This is a genomic window from Micromonospora sp. A200 (assembly GCF_029893845.1).
Taxonomy (GTDB): Bacteria; Actinomycetota; Actinomycetes; order Mycobacteriales; family Micromonosporaceae; genus Micromonospora; species Micromonospora purpureochromogenes.
This window is the reverse complement of record NZ_JARXXY010000002.1, coordinates 1-18,202: the sequence shown is the minus strand read 5'-3', so window position 1 is coordinate 18,202 and position 18,202 is coordinate 1. Positions and strand designations below refer to the sequence as shown.

The 18,202-nt window shown below is 70.2% G+C and carries 23 protein-coding genes and 1 tRNA gene; 12 read left to right on the top strand and 12 right to left on the bottom strand.

Going from position 1 to position 18,202, the window contains the following annotated elements; translation table 11 throughout:
* Positions 1-170: 170 nt before the first annotated feature.
* Together M2302_RS02010 and M2302_RS02005 are read right to left on the bottom strand one after the other, a co-directional pair.
* Complete coding sequence (locus M2302_RS02010; protein ID WP_280836264.1) at positions 171-1,715, bottom strand: tetratricopeptide repeat protein; 1,545 nt, start codon at positions 1,713-1,715, stop codon at positions 171-173.
* 57 nt (positions 1,716-1,772) lie between these two features.
* Positions 1,773-2,231 (bottom strand): MarR family transcriptional regulator, encoded by a 459-nt coding sequence (locus M2302_RS02005; RefSeq protein ID WP_280836519.1) that lies wholly within the window; start codon positions 2,229-2,231, stop codon positions 1,773-1,775.
* Positions 2,232-2,281: 50 nt separating this feature from the next.
* On the opposite strand from M2302_RS02005, the gene M2302_RS02000 reads away from it, so the two are divergent.
* Complete coding sequence (locus M2302_RS02000) at positions 2,282-2,803, top strand: VOC family protein (protein WP_280836263.1); 522 nt, start codon at positions 2,282-2,284, stop codon at positions 2,801-2,803.
* Between the two features lie 25 nt (positions 2,804-2,828).
* Entirely contained in the window at positions 2,829-3,731 is a 903-nt protein-coding gene (locus M2302_RS01995) for a hypothetical protein (RefSeq protein ID WP_280836262.1), read from the top strand.
* Between the two features lie 156 nt (positions 3,732-3,887).
* Here the strand turns inward: M2302_RS01995 and M2302_RS01990 are convergent, their stop codons facing one another.
* Complete coding sequence (locus M2302_RS01990; protein ID WP_088963206.1) at positions 3,888-4,067, bottom strand: DUF4236 domain-containing protein; 180 nt, start codon at positions 4,065-4,067, stop codon at positions 3,888-3,890.
* 500 nt (positions 4,068-4,567) lie between these two features.
* Here M2302_RS01990 and M2302_RS01985 point away from each other — a divergent pair, with 500 nt between their 5' ends.
* Complete coding sequence (locus tag M2302_RS01985) at positions 4,568-5,854, top strand: RNA-guided endonuclease TnpB family protein (RefSeq protein WP_280836261.1); 1,287 nt, start codon at positions 4,568-4,570, stop codon at positions 5,852-5,854.
* Between the two features lie 251 nt (positions 5,855-6,105).
* On the opposite strand, the gene M2302_RS01980 is transcribed toward M2302_RS01985, so the two are convergent.
* Genes M2302_RS01980 through M2302_RS01970 form a run of 3 tightly spaced genes read right to left on the bottom strand, consistent with a single transcriptional unit; the run spans position 6,106 to position 7,992 of the window.
* The gene (locus M2302_RS01980) at positions 6,106-6,624 is read right to left on the bottom strand and encodes a GNAT family N-acetyltransferase (RefSeq protein WP_280836260.1); all 519 of its coding nucleotides are present in this window, start codon (positions 6,622-6,624) and stop codon (positions 6,106-6,108) included.
* Entirely contained in the window at positions 6,624-7,079 is a 456-nt protein-coding gene (locus M2302_RS01975; RefSeq protein WP_154943001.1) for an Rrf2 family transcriptional regulator, read from the bottom strand. Before M2302_RS01975 ends, M2302_RS01980 begins: the two co-directional genes overlap by 1 nt.
* A gap of 7 nt (positions 7,080-7,086) precedes the next feature.
* The gene (locus M2302_RS01970) at positions 7,087-7,992 is read right to left on the bottom strand and encodes an AraC family transcriptional regulator (RefSeq protein WP_280836259.1); all 906 of its coding nucleotides are present in this window, start codon (positions 7,990-7,992) and stop codon (positions 7,087-7,089) included.
* 139 nt (positions 7,993-8,131) lie between these two features.
* Between M2302_RS01970 and M2302_RS01965 the strand changes: the two genes are divergently transcribed.
* On the top strand, positions 8,132-8,911 hold the full coding sequence (locus M2302_RS01965; RefSeq protein WP_280836258.1) for an SDR family oxidoreductase: 780 nt from the start codon (positions 8,132-8,134) through the stop codon (positions 8,909-8,911).
* 70 nt (positions 8,912-8,981) lie between these two features.
* On the opposite strand, the gene M2302_RS01960 is transcribed toward M2302_RS01965, so the two are convergent.
* On the bottom strand, positions 8,982-9,413 hold the full coding sequence (locus tag M2302_RS01960) for an SsgA family sporulation/cell division regulator (RefSeq protein WP_007457244.1): 432 nt from the start codon (positions 9,411-9,413) through the stop codon (positions 8,982-8,984).
* A 272-nt stretch (positions 9,414-9,685) separates the two neighbouring features.
* On the opposite strand from M2302_RS01960, the gene M2302_RS01955 reads away from it, so the two are divergent.
* Together M2302_RS01955 and M2302_RS01950 are read left to right on the top strand one after the other, a co-directional pair.
* Positions 9,686-10,342 carry a TIGR02611 family protein gene (locus tag M2302_RS01955; RefSeq protein ID WP_348529396.1) on the top strand — a complete coding sequence of 219 codons (657 nt, stop codon included), beginning with the start codon at positions 9,686-9,688 and terminating at the stop codon, positions 10,340-10,342.
* A 106-nt stretch (positions 10,343-10,448) separates the two neighbouring features.
* Positions 10,449-10,523, top strand: a tRNA-Val gene (locus M2302_RS01950).
* A gap of 56 nt (positions 10,524-10,579) precedes the next feature.
* Here the strand turns inward: M2302_RS01950 and M2302_RS01945 are convergent.
* Entirely contained in the window at positions 10,580-10,714 is a 135-nt protein-coding gene (locus M2302_RS01945; RefSeq protein ID WP_280836256.1) for a hypothetical protein, read from the bottom strand.
* A 315-nt stretch (positions 10,715-11,029) separates the two neighbouring features.
* On the opposite strand from M2302_RS01945, the gene mraY reads away from it, so the two are divergent.
* Both mraY and M2302_RS01935 read left to right on the top strand, forming a co-directional pair.
* Positions 11,030-12,133, top strand: coding sequence for a phospho-N-acetylmuramoyl-pentapeptide-transferase (gene mraY / locus M2302_RS01940; protein ID WP_280836255.1), 1,104 nt, complete (start codon positions 11,030-11,032; stop codon positions 12,131-12,133).
* Between the two features lie 290 nt (positions 12,134-12,423).
* Positions 12,424-12,747 carry a hypothetical protein gene (locus M2302_RS01935; protein ID WP_280836254.1) on the top strand — a complete coding sequence of 108 codons (324 nt, stop codon included), beginning with the start codon at positions 12,424-12,426 and terminating at the stop codon, positions 12,745-12,747.
* Positions 12,748-12,754: 7 nt separating this feature from the next.
* Here the strand turns inward: M2302_RS01935 and M2302_RS01930 are convergent, their stop codons facing one another.
* Together M2302_RS01930 and M2302_RS01925 are read right to left on the bottom strand one after the other, a co-directional pair.
* Complete coding sequence (locus tag M2302_RS01930) at positions 12,755-13,333, bottom strand: HD domain-containing protein (protein WP_280836253.1); 579 nt, start codon at positions 13,331-13,333, stop codon at positions 12,755-12,757.
* Positions 13,330-14,457 (bottom strand): helix-turn-helix transcriptional regulator, encoded by a 1,128-nt coding sequence (locus M2302_RS01925; protein WP_280836252.1) that lies wholly within the window; start codon positions 14,455-14,457, stop codon positions 13,330-13,332. Before M2302_RS01925 ends, M2302_RS01930 begins: the two co-directional genes overlap by 4 nt.
* Positions 14,458-14,862: 405 nt before the next feature.
* Between M2302_RS01925 and M2302_RS01920 the strand changes: the two genes are divergently transcribed.
* Genes M2302_RS01920 through M2302_RS01910 form a run of 3 tightly spaced genes read left to right on the top strand, consistent with a single transcriptional unit; the run spans position 14,863 to position 15,424 of the window.
* Entirely contained in the window at positions 14,863-15,039 is a 177-nt protein-coding gene (locus M2302_RS01920; protein WP_280836251.1) for a hypothetical protein, read from the top strand.
* Positions 15,036-15,254, top strand: a complete 219-nt coding sequence (locus tag M2302_RS01915) for a hypothetical protein (RefSeq protein ID WP_280836250.1) — start codon at positions 15,036-15,038, stop codon at positions 15,252-15,254. The genes M2302_RS01920 and M2302_RS01915 overlap by 4 nt, the downstream gene beginning before the upstream one ends.
* On the top strand, positions 15,251-15,424 hold the full coding sequence (locus M2302_RS01910) for a hypothetical protein (protein ID WP_280836249.1): 174 nt from the start codon (positions 15,251-15,253) through the stop codon (positions 15,422-15,424). Before M2302_RS01915 ends, M2302_RS01910 begins: the two co-directional genes overlap by 4 nt.
* A 455-nt stretch (positions 15,425-15,879) precedes the next feature.
* Here the strand turns inward: M2302_RS01910 and M2302_RS01905 are convergent, their stop codons facing one another.
* Positions 15,880-16,257, bottom strand: coding sequence for a MerR family transcriptional regulator (locus M2302_RS01905; protein WP_280836518.1), 378 nt, complete (start codon positions 16,255-16,257; stop codon positions 15,880-15,882).
* Positions 16,258-16,364: 107 nt separating this feature from the next.
* On the opposite strand from M2302_RS01905, the gene M2302_RS01900 reads away from it, so the two are divergent.
* On the top strand, positions 16,365-17,072 hold the full coding sequence (locus tag M2302_RS01900) for an SDR family oxidoreductase (RefSeq protein ID WP_280836248.1): 708 nt from the start codon (positions 16,365-16,367) through the stop codon (positions 17,070-17,072).
* 84 nt (positions 17,073-17,156) lie between these two features.
* Here the strand turns inward: M2302_RS01900 and M2302_RS01895 are convergent, their stop codons facing one another.
* Positions 17,157-17,888, bottom strand: a complete 732-nt coding sequence (locus tag M2302_RS01895) for a carbon-nitrogen hydrolase family protein (RefSeq protein WP_280836517.1) — start codon at positions 17,886-17,888, stop codon at positions 17,157-17,159.
* Positions 17,889-18,202: the final 314 nt, after the last annotated feature.

Below are 18,202 nucleotides of genomic sequence, written 5' to 3'. Positions count from 1 at the left end.
ATCCGGCCGCGCGGACACCCACGTCACACCCCCCGCCACCCCCTTCGCCCGCCGCACCGGGCCGATCCCACCTGGCCGCCCGCTGGCGCACTTTCCGAGAAAGAGTGCCTTTACGGTGCCGGATGGCCACGCTTTCTCCGAAAGCGGCCAGATCGAGCGGGGTGGGGGAGTCAGCGGCGGCGGGTGCAGACCTCGGGGGCGCGGGCGACGGTGTCGGTGGACCAGGCGACCGCGACGGTGAAGCAGTAGTCGTTGGTGCGGTCCAGGCCGTAGACGACGAAGCTGTTCGTGCCGGCGGGCAACTCCTGGAAGGCGCGCGGGTCCTGCCCGGCGCGGCCGCCGGAGATGACCACCGGCCCCTCCGCCCCCACCGGGTACTCCCAGTCCAGCGCGATGTTGTCGCGCCGGTCGCGCAGGGTCACCCGGGCGGGTGGGGTGCCGGGCGGGGCGGCGATCCCGGCGCCGGTCGGCGCGGACGACGCGGTGGGGCTCGGCGGGCCGGTCGGCACGGCGGCGGGCGCCGGCGGGTCGTCGCCACCGCCGTCGACCTGGGAGACCCCGGCGACCACCGCGACGGTGCCCAGCACCACCACGGTCAGCCCGGCGACCACGGCCGGGGTGGCCCGGTTGCGGCGCGGTGGCGGCGCGTGGTGCCGGGGCACCACCACCGGCAGCAGCCGGGACTCCTCCGGGTGGCGCTGACCCACCCGGTGCACCCCGTCGGCCTCCTCGGCGTACCCGTCGGCCAGCCCGACCACGGACGGGGGGACCCGCTCGTGCGCGGCCCGTTCCGGCTCGGCGACCGGCTCCGGCGGCCACCAGTCGGCGTACGGGTCGTCGGCCTCCGGGATGTCGGTGTCCTCGGTGGGCAGCCGCTGGCCGGGCACCGTCGGCGGGTACGCCTGGTCGGTCGCCGCCGGCCCCACCGGCCAGGCGGGCGGCTCGGGCGGCCCCTCGTCGGCCGGGGCGGTGCGGGCGGCCGGCACCACCGGGGTGTCCCGCTCCGGGGGCGGCTCGTCGTCGCAGACGTGGTCCGGGTCGGCGGCCGCCCGGGCCAGGGTCGCGACCTGCCGGGCCAGCGGGTCGTCGGCGGGCAGGTGCTGCCGGGCCAGTTCGCGGGCGAGCGCCAGGCTGTCGTGCGCCTCGGTGAACCGGCCGCAGTCGCGCTGCATCGCGCCGAGCCGGGCCAGCATCTTGATGCCGCTGGGGTTACCGTCGCCGTAGACCTCGCGGTGCAGCTCCCAGGCGTCCTGGAGGCGTTCCCGGGCCTGCGCGCACTGGCCCCGGGCGTACTCCACCGTGGCCAGGTCGGCGTGCGCGGCGAGCACCCGCAGCGACTCCGGCCCGTCGCGGGCGGTCAGCTCCAGGATCACCTCGGAGTAGAGCCGCGCCGCGCGGGCGTTGCTGCCGACCCGGTGCAGCACGGCGGCCAGCGTCGCTCCCGCCGAGATCGTCCGCTCGTCCGAGCGCCCGTAGAGCCGGGTGGCGGCCGCGTACGCGAAGGCCGCCCAGCCGCGCGCGGAGTGCGGCTCGCCGAGCGCGACCAGCACCCGCGCCTGGAGCCCGGCGGCGTCGGCCAGCTCGGGGGAGGCGTGGTCGGGCCGGGGGTCGGCGTCGGTCAGCGCGTCGGCGAGCAGTCGCTGCGCGCCGGCGAGGTCGCCGGCGGACACCAGGTGGTGCGCCTGGAGGGTCAGTTCACCGAAGCCGGAGGGCACGCCCCATCGTGCTCGTCCGGCCACGGGTTGTACAAGCCCCGACGGTGATCGGAGTCGTCAACCGGTCAGGTGGGCGACCAGCGTCTCGCTGATCCGGCGCAACTGGTCGACCTGGGCCGGGCTGAGCGCGTCGAAGAGGTGCCGGCGTACGCCCTCGACGTGGCCGGGCGCGGCGGCGGCGAGCACCGCGAAGCCGTCGTCGGTGAGGACGGCGATCTGGCCGCGCCGGTCGGTCGGGCAGTCCTCGCGCCGGAGCCACCCGGCCGCCTCCAGTCGGGCGGCGGCGTGCGAGAGCCGGCTGCGCGAGGAGCCGGTCAGGTCGGCCAGCTCGCTCATCCGCAGTTGCCGTCGTGGGGCCTCGGAGAGCCGGACCAGGATCTCGTAGTAGGCGTGCGGCATCCCCGCGTCGCGTTGCAGCTCGCGGTCGAGGGTGTCCATCAGCGCCCGGGAGGCGGTCAGGAAGGCCCGCCAGGTGCGCTGCTCGTCGGGGTCCAGCCACCGGGTCATGGCGTCCATCATAGCGGCAATGGTTGAACGCTCAACCAAACAGCGCTAGCGTGGGGTGCATGGGAATCCACCGCCTCAACCACGCCGTTCTCTACGTCAGCAACCTCGACCGCAGCGTCGCCTTCTACCGCGACGTGCTGGGCTTCCGGCCGGTGGCGATGACCCCGGACGGGTTCCGTGGCGCCGCGTTCCTCCAGGCGCCCGACTCCACCAACGACCACGACCTCGGCCTGTTCGAGATCGGCGCGGCGGCCGGCCGCTCGCAGGCCGGGCGCGCCACCGTGGGCCTCTACCACCTGGCCTGGGAGCTGGACACCCTGGACGAGCTGGGCGCCACCGCCGAGCGGCTGGCCGCCGCGGGCGCGCTGGTCGGCACCTCCGACCACGGCACCACCAAGAGCCTCTACGGGCAGGACCCGGACGGCCTGGAGTTCGAGATCGTCTGGATCGTCCCGGCCGACCTGCTCGACGACGAGGCGCTGGCGGCGCGCAAGCGGATCGGCCGGCTGGACCTCGACCGGGAGCGGCGGCGCTACGGCGGCCAGACCCGGGGCGGCGTGGGCATCTCCGTGCCGGCCTAAGGTCGCCGTACGGTACAACGGCAGGATGGCCACCGACACCGTCCTGCGTGAACTGCTCGTCCGGCAGCTCGACCACTGGCTGCCGGGGGCGCTGCACCGTTCCCGGCGGGCCACCCTCGCCCTGTCGTACCCCGATCCCGAAGCCGCCGAGGCGGCGCTGCGGGTGGTGGCCGAGTTCGCCGACCGGCTGCGCGGGCGGCGGCTGACCGTCCTGGTGCTCGCCGGCGCTGAGCCCGACCTGCCGGCCCGGCTCGGTGCGGTCGAGGCGACGCTGCCGGCCGACGTGGCCGTGCACCTGGTCCCGGGGGACGCGTCCCGGCTGCCGGTGGTGCTCAAGGCGGGCGGCGCGGCCGGCGCACCGCTGCTGACCATGGTGGACGCCGCGGTCGCCGAGCCGGCGCTGCTGGCCGCCGCGGCGACCGGTCGCCCGGCCGAGCTGCTGCTCACCGCTCCCGCGCCGGCGTCGCTGCGGCCGGCCCTGACCGACGCCGGCTTTGCGCTGATCACCGAGGTCGAGCTGGTACCGGCCGACGGCTCACCGGCCCGGCGGGTCGCGTTCGGCACCGGGTTGGAGAAGAGCCTGGAGGCGTTCAAGGACGCGCTGTGGGAGGTCGACGAGTTCGCCGGGGTGCGCTACCGCGACCCCGAGGACCCGGCGGGCGGGCTGCTCGACATCGCCCTGCACCCCGAGCCGGGGCCGCTGCGCCGCGAGCTGCTGGCCGAGCTGGCCCGCTCCGGCCCGCGTACGGTCACCGAGCTGCGCCGACACACCCTCACCGCGACCGTCTACCGGGCCGCGGACACCGTCGGCGCGCTCACCAGCCTGCTGCACTCCGGCGCGGTGCGCCGCGACCCGGAGCACGGCCGGCTCGGCGGCGACGTGCTGATCACCGCCGGCCCGGCCGCAGCCGCCCGGTCAACTGCTTGACCAGCACCGACGCGCCGGTGGCCACCACCGGCGATGCTGACCACCAGCTGCCCGCAGACCACCGCCCGGGCCGGGGGCCGCGGGTTGCGGGTACGGGCCGGCGAACGTCGAGCGGGGTGCCGGTGAATCACCGGCACCCCGCTCGACCTCGGGACGTCACGCCCGGGTCTTGTCCTGCTTCCAGGAGAGCGGCCCCGGCAGGTCGACACGGTGCGCCTTGGCCTTGGAGTTCCAGGACCAGCGACCGATCTTGATGCTCCACGAGGAGAAGCCGTTCTCGGTGAAGTTCAGGATGATCGGCCCGTACTTCTTGCGCTTGCGGAACATCAGACCCATCGGGGGCTCCCTTCGCCGTTCCCTCTCGTGCCCTGCTCTGACGTTACCGAACATGCCCGAACCGCGGATTCGTGAAACCTGCGACGATCCGCTCTGGACGGTCACCGCAATCTCTACTCAGCAGGTAGGTGTTGCCGGGCGGTAAACGCAGCTCGGCAAGGGGTCCAACTAAGTCAGCGATGGGACCGGGAGAGGACCAGGCGTCGCCACCAGCAGTCCTTCCCGCCTTACCTCCCCCTCCCCCCGGGGCCCCGCGCGAGGGCCGGCATATCCGGCGCCACCGGGCCTCCCTGGTCGCAGAGCCCTCAATCCAACCCGCGTCGCTCGGCGTCGACGCGGTCCTGTGGCGCCCCTACCAGCAGCATTTCACGGGACTGAAGGTCGGAGTGACAGCGGCGCGTTCGACCAGTGGAAGGAGATGGGTCGCGCCGAGATGAATGCCGGTGTGGATCAGCGCGCACTACTCGAAATAGGACGCGGGCGGACGGTAATCTGCGTGGGTGCAGCTCCGCTACAACTACCGGATTTACCCGAACGCTGCCCAGTGCCGAGGGTTAGCGCAGGCGTTCGGGTGTGCTCGAGTGGTGTTCAATGATGGACTGCGGGCACGGCAGAGCGCGCGGGAGAACAACCTGCCCTACGTCTCAGATGGGGAGTTGTCCAAGCAAGTCATCACCGAGGCGAAGAAGACGCCCCAGCGGGGGTGGTTGGGCGAAGTGTCGTCGGTCGTGCTCCAACAAGCCCTCGCCGATCTGAACAGGGCGTACCGCAACTTCTTTGCCTCGCTCTCCGGAGAGCGGAAAGGCCGGAAGGTCGCCCCGCCGCGGTTCCGGTCGCGCAAGGACAACCGGCAGGCGATCCGCTTCACCAAGAACTCACGGTTCGCAGTGCTAAACAACGGTCGGCTGCGTCTGCCAAAAATCGGCGACGTGGACGTGCGGTGGTCGCGTCCGTTGCCCTCGGACCCGACCTCCGTGACGATCGTCAAGGACGCAGCAGGCCGGTACTTCGCCTCCTTCGTCGTGATCACGCCCCGGGAGGAGGCGCTTCCTGTACGAGCATCCGAGGTCGGCATCGACCTGGGCCTGATGCATTTCGCGGTCCTCTCCGACGGCAGAAAGGTGACCGCGCCGAAGTTCCTGCGGCGGGCTGCCCGCAGACTGCGACGGTTGCAGCAAGACCTGTCCCGTAAGCAGCGGGGTAGTCAGAACCGCAAGAAGGCCGTCGTCAAGGTGGCGAGGGCGCACGCCAAGGTCGCTGACATCCGGCGTGACTGGCAGCATCAACTCTCGACACAGGTCATCCGCGATAACCAAGCGGTGTACGTCGAGGACTTGTGCGTTGTCGGACTCTGTCGGACGCGTCTTGCGAAGTCGGTGCACGACGCAGGATGGGCAAGTTTTACCGGCATGTTGGAGTACAAGGCCGTCCGGTATGGGCGGACCTTCGCGCGGGTGGACCGGTTCTTCCCCTCCACTCGGACGTGCTCGGACTGCGGGCGCATCAGCGACAAGATCGCACTCAATGTCCGATCATGGGAATGTCCTTGCGGTAGTTGTCACGACAGGGACGTCAGCGCCGCCATCAACATTCTGGCCGCCGGACGGGCGGACAGGCTAAACGACCGTGGAGCGCGGGTGAGACCACCAGCGATGGTGGCGCCGCGCGGCGAAGCGGTAATCCACCCGGACGCTGCGCGGCTCACACGCAGCGTGGAGGGAATCTTCGCCCCGGCGGGCGGAGAGAACGTCAATACGGCTCCGACGCGCAGGGCGCCAAGTCCTTGAGGGCATCCCCGATCCGGTCACCTGGCACCTTGTCGGCACGAGGTCGCAACCGCCGCTCGGCGCGACCGCCAAAGCGGTGCCAGGGAACTGGGCGGCCAGAGGTTGCTCGGCCCAGCCGAGATCTACGTCGAGTTGCCGGCACGCGATTCGGAACTGGCAAGTGACAAGGGCTGTCATGACCGGCTGCCTCGGCTGGCCGCCGAGGAGGTGATCCGGACGCTGTGACTCCGGGGGGGCGCGCCGGCGTCGGCTCAGGCGGGCGCCGGTGCGCGATCGACGGCGAGGACCCGGGTGACGCTGCCGTCGTCCTCGGTGACGTCCCGCTGGTGGACGAAGCCGAGCTTGGCCAGCAGCGCCAGCGAGGCCGTGTTGGCCTCGGCGACGGTGGCGTGCACCCGGGTCAGGTCGAGGGTGTCGAAGCCGTACCGGACCAGGGCCCGGGCCAGTTCGGTGCCGAGGCCGGCGCCCCAGGCCGGCTTCGCCAGGGCGTACACCAGCTCGTGGCCGTCGACCTCGTCGGTGCGCTTGATCTCGGCGTGCCCGACGTACCGGCCGTCGTGGCGCACCGCCCACACGTCGAACAGGTCCTCGGCGTAGACCGTGGTGAACACCCGGCCGAACAGGGCGGCGGCGTCGGCGGGGGTCATCGGTCCGTCGCCCATGTACCGGGCCACCTCCGGGTCGCTGAGCAGGGCGACGAAGTCGTCGGCGTCGGCCGGGCGGTAGGGCTCCAGCAGCAGCCGGTCGGTGCGCAGGGTGGGGGTGGGCATCAGCGGGGCTCCCAGGCGTCGGGCAGAGCGGTCAGCTTTCGGACGTGTGCGGGCAGTCGGCCGCTGACCACCTCGGCGAGGCTGACCTCGTCGAGTACCTGCCGGACGGCGGCCCGGACGGCCACCCAGAGCCGGGGGAGGTTCTCCGCCGAACCCTCGTAGCGGGTCTCCTCGGGGCGCAGGCCGCGTACCCCGGCCAGCGGGCCCTCGACGGCGCGCAGGATCGCCCCGACGGTGACCTCGCGGGGCGGCCGGGCCAGCGTGTAGCCGCCCTCCGCGCCGCGCTGGGCCCGCACGATGCCGGCCCGGCGCAGGTCGGCCAGGACGGCCTCGAGGAACTTGCGCGGCATGTCCTGCTCGGTGGCGATCGCCTGGGTGGACAGCAGCGAGGGGTACGCGGTGGCGAGGCTCAGCGCCGCCCGTACCGCGTAGTCGCCGCGCGCGGAGATCTGCACCCCGCCATCATGCCCGCCCGGCTCGGTCCGCCGGGTCGGCGGGCCGACGCTGCCGGACGATCCGCCGCAGCGGCTGCTCCCGCGCGGCCCGGAACGCCCCCGGGCTCACCCCGACCTCGCGGGTGAAGAAGCGGCCGAAGTTGGTCGGCTCGGGGAAGCCCAACCGGCGACCGATCCGGGCCACCGGCTCGTCGGTGGCGGCCAGCAGCCGGCTGGCCTGGAGCGCGACCCGCTCGTCCACCACCTGCTTGGCGCTGCGCCCGGTCACCGCCAGGCAGGCCCGGGTCAGGGTACGCACCGAGCAGCCCAACTGGGCGGCGTAGTCCTCGACCCGGCGGGTGTGCTGGTAGCCGCGCTCGATCTCCCGGCACAGCCGGTGGAAGGTGGCCAGTTCCGACCGGTGCGGACCGCCGTCGGCGCCGCCGGGGCGGTCGGTGGGGAGCAGCGCCAGGCGCAGCAGCAGCACCGCCAGCTCATGGCGCAGCAAAGCCCGGGCGGCTGGGTTGTCGCGGTGCCGGCGGCTGTCCACCGCCAACTGGCTGACCTCGTTGATCACCGCGTCCTCGTCCTCGCCGGCGAGCTGGTGGTGGGTCGGCACGGCGTCCGGGTCGACGTCCAGGCCGCGCAGCGTCTCGCCGCGCCAGCGCACCACCGTCGCGTCGAGCTGCGGGGTGCAGCGCAGCACCTGGCCGGGGCTGGCCCGCAGCAGCGTGCCCGGCCGGCACGGCAGCGCGCGGAAGTCCAGCTCGGCCGTGCCGTGGCCGCCGGTGACCAGGATCAGCAGATCCGCGTCGAGCAGCGTCGGGCGGCGCCACCCGGGCTCGGAAGCGAGGTCATGGAGGTCGAGCAGGTCGATCTCGGGGGTGGGCAGGTCGGGGCGGATTGCCGGGGAGAGCTGACCGGAAGGGACCATCACCTGCGACGGTAACCGGAGGTGGGAGTGGTCGCATCCCGGCGACGGGACCGCGGCGTCGCGTACGCGGGGGTTGTCCCCGGTCGGGGGCGCGGTTACGTTACCGAGCGGTAGGTCCACCGACTCGCGAGGGATGGGCATGACGGAGCTGTTCTCGGTCGCCGACAAGACGGTCCTGGTCACCGGCGGCACGCGGGGGATCGGGCTGATGATCGCCCGGGGCTTCGTGCAGGCCGGCGCCCGGGTGATCGTCTCCTCCCGCAAGGCCGACGTCTGCGAGGCGGTGGCCAAGGAGCTCTCCGCCGAGGGGCGGTGCGAGGGCGTGCCGGCCGACCTGAGCCACGACGCGGGGGCCGAGGGGCTCGCCGCGGCCGTGCGGAAGCGCACCGGTGACCGGCTCGACGTGCTGGTCAACAACGCGGGCGCGACCTGGGGCGCGCCGCTGGAGGCGTACCCGGAGAGCGCGTTCGACAAGCTCTGGGCGGTGAACGTCAAGGCGGTCTTCCGGCTCACCACCGCGCTGCTGCCGGCGCTGCGCGCCGCGGCCACCGCCGACGACCCGGCCCGGGTGATCAACATCGGCTCGGTCGACGGCATCCGGGTGCCGTTCATGGAGGTGTACGCCTACTCGGCCACCAAGGCGGCGGTGCACATGCTGACCCGCAGCCTGGCCCACCAACTGGCCGGTGAGCAGATCACGGTCAACGCGATCGCCCCGGGCCCGTTCGAGAGCAAGATGATGGCCTTCGCCCTGCAGGACCCGGCGTCCCGTTCGGCGATCGAACAGCAGGTGCCGCTGGGCCGGATCGGCCGCCCGGAGGACATGGCGGGCACCGCGATCTACCTGTCGTCCCGCGCCGGGGCGTACCTGACCGGCGCGGTGATACCCGTCGACGGCGGCCTGACCACGCACGGCTGAGGCGTACCCGGTCGCGGGTGAGCCGGAGCCGCGCGGACTCGGCAGATCCGCGCGGCTCCGATCGGATGGGTCAGCGGCCGGCGAGCAGCCGGTTCACCGCTGTGTCGACGTCGAGGTGCTCGGCCTCGCGGCCGCGCGGGACGACGACGTAGGTTCGCCGCAGGAAGCGCACCAGCACGCTGCGCGGCACCTCGAAGAGCGCGTTGCCGTCGGGTGACGACAGCGCCAGCGCGACGAAGTCGCCGCGCGGGGTGGCCCAGGGCCAGACCCGGACGTCGCCGATGCCGGCCGGTTCGTCGAGACCGGTCACCAGCAGCTCGCGGGCGAAGGACCAACTGACGGCCTCGCCACCGGCGGATTCGGCGTGGAACAGGACATGGACCGCATACGGGTCAGCAGGGTCGTAACGCAGACTGGCACGCACCGGCAAGGCGGTGGCGTCAGGTGCGACGAGCCTTAGCGACGTCTCGACCTCTACGGTCGTCGGTCGGATGACACTCATGGACGTTCTCCCCCCGGCACCGCTGCGGAACGCGCGTGTCCCGCTTTTCCCATACTCAGGTGCTACTCCTGGCTACGCTCCGCCATACGCTGACTTCACCCAGTGGTGGGAAGTGCCTCGGAAGCGCCGCCAGAATGTGAAACTTCTTGTACGATTTCCGGTCTGCCCAGTGCGTGATCCCGCCCGGCGTCGGGTGGCTCAGTCGTCGACTTACTCCGGTAACGTCCAGTGGTCTGCGCAAGTGACGGGCCGAGGCGACACTGGGGGGTGAAATGGTCACGAACCGATCCTCAATGGATGCGACGGCCGCGACCGACTCACCGAAAGTAGGGGTCCGAGCAGCCGAAAGGCGGGGGAACGCGGTGCCGAAGGATCAGCACGACGGGACCGGTCGGCCTGCCGCCGGCGGCCGCTCCGGTCGAGGTCGCGCGCCTGCCCGCGGCGCCGCCCCGCGCCCCGTCCGCGCCGGCGGCGCCGGCCGTCCCACCCGTGCCTCCGGTGGCGCCGGCACCACCCTCGCTGATCGCCCGCCGACCGGCTTCCGGCAGCGGGTCCGGACCAGTCTCGACCTGATCCGCGCCAACCCCACCGGCCGGGTCGCCCTCAAGATCTTCATCGCGATCGCCGGGGCGCTGGTGGTCACCGTCGGCCTCGCCCTGATCCCGCTGCCCGGCCCCGGCTGGCTGATCGTGATCGGCGGCCTCGCCATCTGGGCCGTCGAGTTCCACTGGGCCCGCCGGCTGCTCGCCTTCACCCGCCGGCACGTCCAGGCCTGGACCCGCTGGGCCACCTCCCGGACCCTGCCGGTCCGCATCGCCCTCGGCTCCGTCGGCCTGATCTTCGTCGCCACGGTGGTGTGGCTCTCGCTCAAGTACAGCCTCGGCATCGACCTGGTGGCCCGGCTGCTGCACTACCTCGCCACGCACTGACCGGGGTCGCGGAGCCGGGGTGCGGGGAGCGGGCGGGCCAGGGTGCGGCGCGCGGGACCCGGATTTCCGGTCCGCTCACACGATCAGGTAGAGTCATCGGCGCTGAGGGCGATTAGCTCAGCGGGAGAGCGCTTCGTTCACACCGAAGAGGTCACTGGTTCGATCCCAGTATCGCCCACCATCGAAGTAACCAGAAGAGCCACCCTCGGAAGAGGGTGGCTCTTGCTGATTCCATCGTCAGTTGTCGTTGGGCGTCAGCGGATCGTCAGCGAACGCGTCGCGGATGCGTTGATCCCGCCCGTCCGACCGGTGGGTGTAGTTCAACGTCGTTGACGGCTCCTCGTGGCCCATCACCGCCTGGGGACGCTCCACCTTGTCACCCTGGCCCTGGCCCGCTCCACGAGGTGTGGGTCGGCGGCAGACGGGATGGCTTAGGCTTCCTGGTCGCGCAAGGCTCATGGGCCTGGCGCTGCAAGATCGTCGTCGGATCGTGTCGGTGAGTTACGAACCATGGCGCTGTGAGGTCCAGGGCCGCTCCGCTCGCCGTCGGATGGCAAGATCCTGCCTCGTGATCGATGACTTCGCTAAGGACGATCTGCACGGCCAGCTCAGGTCGATACGTCAGGCGCTGATCTGGAAGCTGGGTGGGGACGCCGTGAGAAATTCGGATCTCGTGGAGGTTCGCCCGTGAGGGCGGTCATCGTCGCGGCCGCGGTCGCGTTCATCATCTCCCTGTTCGGCACGCCGGTGGCGATTCGCGTCTTCACCGCGCTCAAGGCCGGCCAGCCGATCCGATCCATCGGGCTCGCCAGCAACCAGGGCAAGAAGGGCACGCCCACGATGGGCGGCGTCGTCTTCATCGTGGCGACCGTCTTCGCCTACGTCGCCGGGCATATCGCCCTGACCACCCTGCCCGAGCGGCAGATCGCACAGGAGGGGCCGACCATGACGGCCCTGGTGCTGCTCGGGCTGTTCGTCTTCTGCGGCGCGGTCGGCTTCTTCGACGACTTCCTCAAGGTGCGCCGGCGCAACTCTGACGGACTGTCCGCCAAAGGCAAGCTGCTCGGCCAGGCGATCGTCGGCGGCGGGTTCGGCATCGCCGCGCTTTACGTGCCGAGCACCGACGGCCAGACCGTGGCCAGCGAGCACATCTCGCTCATCCGCGACATCAGCTGGCTGGACGTCGGCAAGGTCGGCGCGGTCATGGTCATCGTCTTCGTGATCATGGCGATGTCGAACGGCGTGAACCTCACCGACGGCCTCGACGGCCTGGCCACCGGCGCGTCGATCCTGGTGCTCAGCGCGTACGCACTGATCGGGTTCTGGCAGTACCGGCACTGGTGCGCCGACGACGCGTACGCCCGCGTGAACGACTATTGCTACCAGGTTCGGGATCCCCTGGAGATCGCCATGATCGCGGCGGCTGCCGCCGGCGCCTGCGTGGGCTTCCTGTGGTGGAACACGTCCCCGGCGCGGATCTTCATGGGTGACGTGGGCTCGCTCGGGCTCGGCGCCCTGATCGGCGGGCTCGCGGTGGCAACCCGCACCACGCTGCTTTCGATCATGATCGGCGGGCTCTTCGTCATCATCACGACGACCTGGGTGATCCAGATCGTCTCGTTCCGGACCACCGGTAGACGTGTCTTCCGGATGGTGCCGTTGCACCACCACTTCGAGTTGGCCGGATGGAGCGAGGTCAATATTGTGGTCCGGTTTTGGATCGTGGCCGGCGTCTGCGTGGCGGTCGGCCTCGGCCTGTTCTACTCGGATTTCTTGGCGGTCGTTGGATAAAAGCCACGCGACAAGCCTGTGTCGTGCCACCGACGGTGATCCGCCGGGCAGCCTGGTTCCCCGCCGGGGTGCCAGCGTCTGGCAGCAGCATTGCCTAAGCCGGTCGCGGCCAGACCCCTCGGTCGCTGTGTCAGCAAGAAGTCAGCACGAGGTGTGGCGTCATCCGTCACGGGGCGACCTCCGGCGGCGGCTGGAGCGCACGCGACGACATCACGTGGTATCGGCTGTGAACTGGCGGCAGGCGAGATCGACGTTCACACCGAAGTGGTCCGGCCAGGGACAATGCCTCCGTGAGCTGGGAAGAGTTCCTGTGGCATATGGATCATCGGCTAGGCATGTACGTCGGGCGGCCAACGTATGAGCGAGGGTTCTCGGCGCTGACGGGATTTGACCTCGCGCGTGGCCGAGGCGAGCTGGCGGCCTTCCAGAAGTGGATGTCCGCCCGCCACCATGGCAGCAGCCTTGCCTTCTGGTCCTTGGTACTGGTGGAGACCTTCGGTGAAGGTGCCACAAAGGACCGCCTTGTCAGCGATCACGACCACAAGCGGGCTGTTTCCAATCTCTGCCGGCTCTTCCGGGAGTTCCTGGGGCAAGCGTCGACCGCCGAGCAATAGCTCGGGCTCACTCCGGCGGCGGGGGAGTGAGCCAGGCGAGAGGTTGTCCGCTGAGGGCGGCGTCGGCGAGGCGATGGGCACTCGCTGTCTTGAGCGCCGCTCGTGAGCTGTCGATCCAGCGCTGGACGTTGTCGATGCCCTGGTGGCGGTACTCGACGGCCTGGACGAGGCATTCGAGTTTGTCGGCGTCGTGAGCGATGACGGCTTCGAGGGTTTCGCTAGCCTCGTACTCGGCGACGGCGGCGGTGATGACGTCGGCGACGGTCGATGGGCAAGCAGCAACCTGGTCGGCGGTGACGGCGGTATTGGGTACGGCGGTGAGGTAACGCTTGGCGATGTGTGGGATGTCGGTGATCCGGGTTTCCTGGGTGTCGTGCAGCACGCACAGCATCGACACCCGGGCCGGGTCGGCGCCTTCCATGGCGGCGAGCATCATCCCGATGAGCGCGGTCCGGAAGGAGTGCTCGGCGATGGACTCGGGGTGCTTGACGCCGGCGAACCACCAGCCGGTACGGGCGGCACGTTTGAGGACGCCGGCTTCGAAGATGAAGCTCATCGCTCCGGCGGCGTCGTGGTCGTCGCTCATCTGCCCGTCCCTGTGCCGGTGAGTCCGTCCGCCCGCAGGCTGTAGACGATTGAGGTTAGTTCCTGCCGCGACTGCGCGGAGATCCGGTCACTGTCCAGGAGCGGGACACTGCGGTCGAGGAGTGACCGAGTCGCGGCGGGATTGTCGAGAGCGAGACCGCGTCGTGCGGCCAGCAGAGCCCAGACGTTGTGGATGTTGAGGTCGACGAAGGGGTGTCCTGGGTCCAGGCGCTGAACCAGGTGCCGAAGAAGGATTGAGCCGTGCCAGTCCGCGAGCGTCCCGGGCATGAAGGAGTCGTCGCGGTGGCGGTAAGGGATCTCGCCCACCCAGTAGGCCGAGTAGTTGAGCGCTGCTCGCTCGCAGGCGTCGTCCGGGTGTGCGTGGGCGATGAAGTCCCGCAAAGGTTCCGGGTCGCCCTGGTTGGCGAGGGACGTGACGACGGAGCGGGCGTCCGGCCACAGCGTTGACCAGGTGTGGAAGGTGGTCATCCGGCCGGCGCCGGTTGTGCTCCGGGTGAGCCATCCTGCCGCCGCCTTGGTGGGATCCATGCCGGCGAGGAAGCAGGCTTGCCGGTGCAGCAGTACGTACGGATCCCGTCCGGCGGCTGCGCGTTCGGCGAGCACGTGAAGGTGAGCGAAGAACGTGCGTTGCTCGTCAACGGCCAGGGTCGGCCCGGACGCGACCGGACCTCGCCGCGGGTGGGCGATGGGTAGCCCTCTGGCGAAGGTGGGTGTCTGTCCGAGGACGGCCCAGAGGATCAGGTCGGTCAGGCGGTGGGTGAGTACGGACCAGCCCAGCGGCTGCTCGGCGATGTCACAGCGGTCCACCTGTTCGTCGAGGACTGCGGCGAGGATGAAGTCTGCCTCGGCAGCGTCGTCGAGTGCGGCGAGCAGGACTGCGTTCGCGCCGAGCCGTCTGAGCCGGTGCCGGACGGAGACCGCGTGCCCGAGCGGCACCGCGGTGAATGGCCGCCGCCCGGATTCCCAGCTCTGCACGGTCACGCGGTCGACGCCCAGGCCCACGGCGAGCTGCTCCTGCGTCAGCGGGATGGACTCCCGGATCAGCTTGAACAGGTAGCCGGTCACCCCGCCGCGCTGTAGTGCCGATCGTCCGCGACCTGCCATCCGTCATCCCTACATTGACCGGTGGTCGACGTTCCCGCCGTGAAACCAACGCTGCGGAAGGGCATTTGGCCGGCTCACTCGTACTACGGGTGAGTCCAACCGCCGTCCCCGTGATCGTAGCGTCGCAGTTACCGAACGTTCCAGATCCGGTCCCGTGGTTCGGGGTCGGCCATGGAGCGCTGCCCGGCGGAGGGAGGCAGTGATGCGGGACAGAACACCACCGTGGCGACGAGTGTCCTACGACCAGTACCTGATCGCCGTCGCGATGACCCTGGCGCGGCGACACCGCCCGGCATGGTCGTGGCGCAAGTGGGCGTGGGTCTGTCGCTGTGGGGTCGACCTGCCCTGCCGTAACCGACACCGCATCCCGATTAACAGGAAGCACTGGCCCGCCCAGGAGGAGCAATGAGCAACGAGGCGGAGCGGATCCTGGTCGCACATCTGCCAGGCACGGACGGCCTGTGCACCGGTTGTCGCGTGTGGTGGTCGCGGCTCACGCCGTACCCGTGCTGGCAGGTGAACTGGGCGACCAGCCGGCAGGCGCGGTCGCTGACGGCGGCCCTGCTCGGGGGCCGCGCATGACCACACACGGCCCGGTGCTGCCGATCTGGAGCTGCGGCGGCTGCGACGCGCCTTGGCCCTGCCGTAACCGGCAGCGTGAGCTGCGGGCGGAGTTCGATGGCGCTCCGATTTCCCTGGCTCTCTACCTGGGTGCCCAACTGGTGCGCGCCTCCGAAGACCTGACCTGGGTGCCGGCGGGGGTGCTGCACCAGCGCTTCCTCGGCTGGCTGCGGTGAGCATCCTGCGACCCGGCGACGAGAAGTTCCACTACAGCGACGGCTCTCACAAGTGGATCCCGCCGGACCCCGACTACGACCAGGAGGTCTGGGACGAACAGGTCCGCCAGCACAAGCAGGGCCACCTGAGGAACGAGCGCCCGAAGGTGCGTATCCGGCGCCTCGTCTAATGCCAGCAGTACAGCAGCGAAGTACAGCAACCGAGCCAGCCGAACCGAGCTGAGAAGTGCGTCAGCAGGCCCGCTGACCTCGCATCAGACCCGACGCGACCCGCTCGCCGAGAGTTCACACCGAAGTGGTCAGGGCGGGCTGCTCCCCGCATGGCTGGTACCGGCTGTCGTCCGGGGGTCCGCTGACGCCATTCACAAGGGCCACGCTGCATCGAGGTACGGCTTTGGATCCGTCGTGGTGGCACCGGTCTGGGTCCCGGAAGCCGAGACACGATTCCCACCGGCAACCTTCTGAGCAGGGCTTCCTGCTAGCTGACCTCTTCAGCGGCCCCGTGGGTATCAAGATCCGGGACTTTCGCTGGTCACTCGGACGGCATCCTCAACTGCCGATGTGCGGACGTTCAGCGTCATCAAGCACCGGCAGCGCGCTACTGGGCCCGAGACCGCTGGTCCGGCTACACCGGTGCGAGATCCACCCGAGTGCACCCGCTTGCCGGGCTTTCGCTGAAAGTGATGACCGCATCGAGTCGGTCCCTGGCCGCGACGAGCTCGGAGATCCGCTGGTCGATGCGGTCCCGTTCAGCGTGTAGCAGGGCGCGGGACTCCGGTGTGTTGACCTTTGCGTCGATGCAGGGCAGCAGGTCGAGGATCGTCTTGCTGGACAGGCCGGCGGCGTACAGCGTCTGGATCAGGTGTACCCGGTTGGCGGCGTCGTCCGGGTAGTGGCGTTGCCCGCCGCTGCTGCGTACCGGGGTCAGCAGGTGCTGTTCCTCGTAGTAGCGCAACGCCCGTACCGACACGCCGGTCCTCGCGGCTAGATCACCGATTCGCATGGCTGCTCTCCCCAGGGTGACCTCGACCACACCGCTTGTCTCTCACGTCAACGTCAGGTTTTAGCGTAGCTCGCGAACAGTCCACCCCCTAATGCCTGGAGGCAGACATGAAGATCACCGGTTCTGTCGCGCTGGTCACCGGCGCCAACCGGGGCATTGGCCGGCACTTCACGCAGCAACTGCTGGAGCGCGGCGCGGCAAAGGTCTATGCGACAGCGCGCAACCCGGAGCGGATCGACATTCCCGGCGTGCAGGCACTCCGGCTCGACATCACCGACCCGGAACAGGTCGCCGCCGCGGCGGCGGCTGCTTCCGACGTCACTCTGCTGATCAACAACGCCGGGATCTCCACCTGGACCAACCTGGTCACCGGCGACCTGAGCAGGATTCGGCTGGAGATGGACACCCACTACTACGGGACGCTCAGCATGGTGCGGGCATTCGCGCCGGTGCTCGGCGGCAACGGCGGCGGCGCGATCCTCAACGTGCTGTCCGCGATGTCGTGGTTCTCGTACGACGGGGCCAACGCCTACGGCGCGGCGAAGGCGGCGGCCTGGAGCCTCACCAACGGCATCCGGATTGAACTGGCCAGCCAGAGCACCCTGGTGACCGGCCTACACCTGGGTAGCGCCGACACTGACATGATGGCCGACTACGACGGCGACAAGACCGATCCCGCCGATGTCGTCCGCGCCGCTCTCGACGGCATTGAAGCCCGCAAACTGGAGGTCGTCGCCGACGAGTGGAGCGCCCACATCAAGGCGTCACTCGCCGCCGACCCGAGCGCCTTCTACACCGCCTTCGGACGCGGCTGACGGCCAGCCATGCGGGAAATCGCTGCGCGTCAGAAGCGCGCTCAATTGCCGCGAGCCGAGTGGAGCAAGTCGGTGGTGGGCGACTTACGGCGGGTCGATCTCGATGGTGGCCATTCCGGTCGTCCCCGTGCGGACTTGCGCCACCACTTGGCCGACTGGGTCAATGACGCAGGTCGGGCCCAGCCCGATCCGAGACTCGTCACGTTCGCCGGTGACGTCGGCGGAGATCAGCCACATGCCCGTCTCCTGGACCCGTCGCGCGCGGATCTCGTTGTGCCGGTCCTGCCACCAGAGTGCCTTATCGCGGCGCATCATGTTCTGCGCCGGCACCAGCAACACCTGCGCTCCACCCGCCGCCACCGCGGCCGCTGCTTGCGGGAACTGCGTGTCGTAGCAGATGTTGATGCCGAATCGCACACCCTCGTAGGTGAACACCGGGTAGGTGTCGCCCGCGGTGAACACCGACTCTCCGCCGGTCAGGAAGGTCTTGCGATACCCGCCTACCACTCGACCGCCCGTGACGACCAGCGCCGTGTTGTAGTACCGGCCCCGCCACCGCTCGATCATGCCGAGCACGAGCATCTGCCGGATGCCGGCCAGCCGTGCCAACACCGCAGCGAACTCCGTCGAACGCACGTCGATTGCGTGGCGGTGCACATGCTCATCCGTGACCAGATAGCCCTGTAGGAAGCACTCTGGGAACAGCAGCAGTTCAACCCCCGCCGCGTCAGCACCGTCCGCGAAGTCCTGGATGACCGTCACCGCCGCGTCCACGTCACCGAGGATCTCCCGGGTCTGGCAGGCACCGATCCGCACCGCACCGCGCCACCGACCTCCGTGCTGGCGGGCGCCAACGTGGTGCTCGTAGGCCTGTTCTCGGCAAAGGACAAAGAGTCCGGGGCGAAGCTCGACCTGCTGGCGGCTTCGGTGGAGGCACATGGTGGGCAGGTGGTGAGCCGGCACGTCCAGCGGCGGGGTGTCTCGCACGGCGGTGCGGTCAAGATGATCGCACCGTTCTCGCGGCGGACACTACTTAGGGCGCGTCTCATTTGGTGAGGCGGCGGTAGCAGATCAGGGTGCTTGCGATGGTGGCGAAGGCTTCGAAGTGGTCGCCTTTGCGGTCGTAGCGG

Bases quoted from the DNA above. Each gene is read 5' to 3' on its own strand.
- M2302_RS01900 (WP_280836248.1), top strand. From the start codon at position 16,365: ATGAAGATCACCGGTTCTGTCGCGCTGGTCACCGGCGCCAACCGGGGC.
- M2302_RS01965 (WP_280836258.1), top strand. From the start codon at position 8,132: ATGACGGAGCTGTTCTCGGTCGCCGACAAGACGGTCCTGGTCACCGGC.
- M2302_RS01970 (WP_280836259.1), bottom strand. From the start codon at position 7,992: ATGGTCCCTTCCGGTCAGCTCTCCCCGGCAATCCGCCCCGACCTGCCC.
- M2302_RS01925 (WP_280836252.1), bottom strand. From the start codon at position 14,457: ATGGCAGGTCGCGGACGATCGGCACTACAGCGCGGCGGGGTGACCGGC.
- M2302_RS01960 (WP_007457244.1), bottom strand. From the start codon at position 9,413: ATGAGTGTCATCCGACCGACGACCGTAGAGGTCGAGACGTCGCTAAGG.
- M2302_RS01980 (WP_280836260.1), bottom strand. From the start codon at position 6,624: ATGCCCACCCCCACCCTGCGCACCGACCGGCTGCTGCTGGAGCCCTAC.
- M2302_RS01915 (WP_280836250.1), top strand. From the start codon at position 15,036: ATGACCACACACGGCCCGGTGCTGCCGATCTGGAGCTGCGGCGGCTGC.
- M2302_RS01930 (WP_280836253.1), bottom strand. From the start codon at position 13,333: ATGAGCGACGACCACGACGCCGCCGGAGCGATGAGCTTCATCTTCGAA.
- M2302_RS02005 (WP_280836519.1), bottom strand. From the start codon at position 2,231: ATGGACGCCATGACCCGGTGGCTGGACCCCGACGAGCAGCGCACCTGG.
- M2302_RS01955 (WP_348529396.1), top strand. From the start codon at position 9,686: ATGGTCACGAACCGATCCTCAATGGATGCGACGGCCGCGACCGACTCA.
- M2302_RS02000 (WP_280836263.1), top strand. From the start codon at position 2,282: ATGGGAATCCACCGCCTCAACCACGCCGTTCTCTACGTCAGCAACCTC.
- M2302_RS01995 (WP_280836262.1), top strand. From the start codon at position 2,829: ATGGCCACCGACACCGTCCTGCGTGAACTGCTCGTCCGGCAGCTCGAC.
- M2302_RS01920 (WP_280836251.1), top strand. From the start codon at position 14,863: ATGAGCAACGAGGCGGAGCGGATCCTGGTCGCACATCTGCCAGGCACG.
- M2302_RS01905 (WP_280836518.1), bottom strand. From the start codon at position 16,257: ATGCGAATCGGTGATCTAGCCGCGAGGACCGGCGTGTCGGTACGGGCG.
- M2302_RS01990 (WP_088963206.1), bottom strand. From the start codon at position 4,067: ATGGGTCTGATGTTCCGCAAGCGCAAGAAGTACGGGCCGATCATCCTG.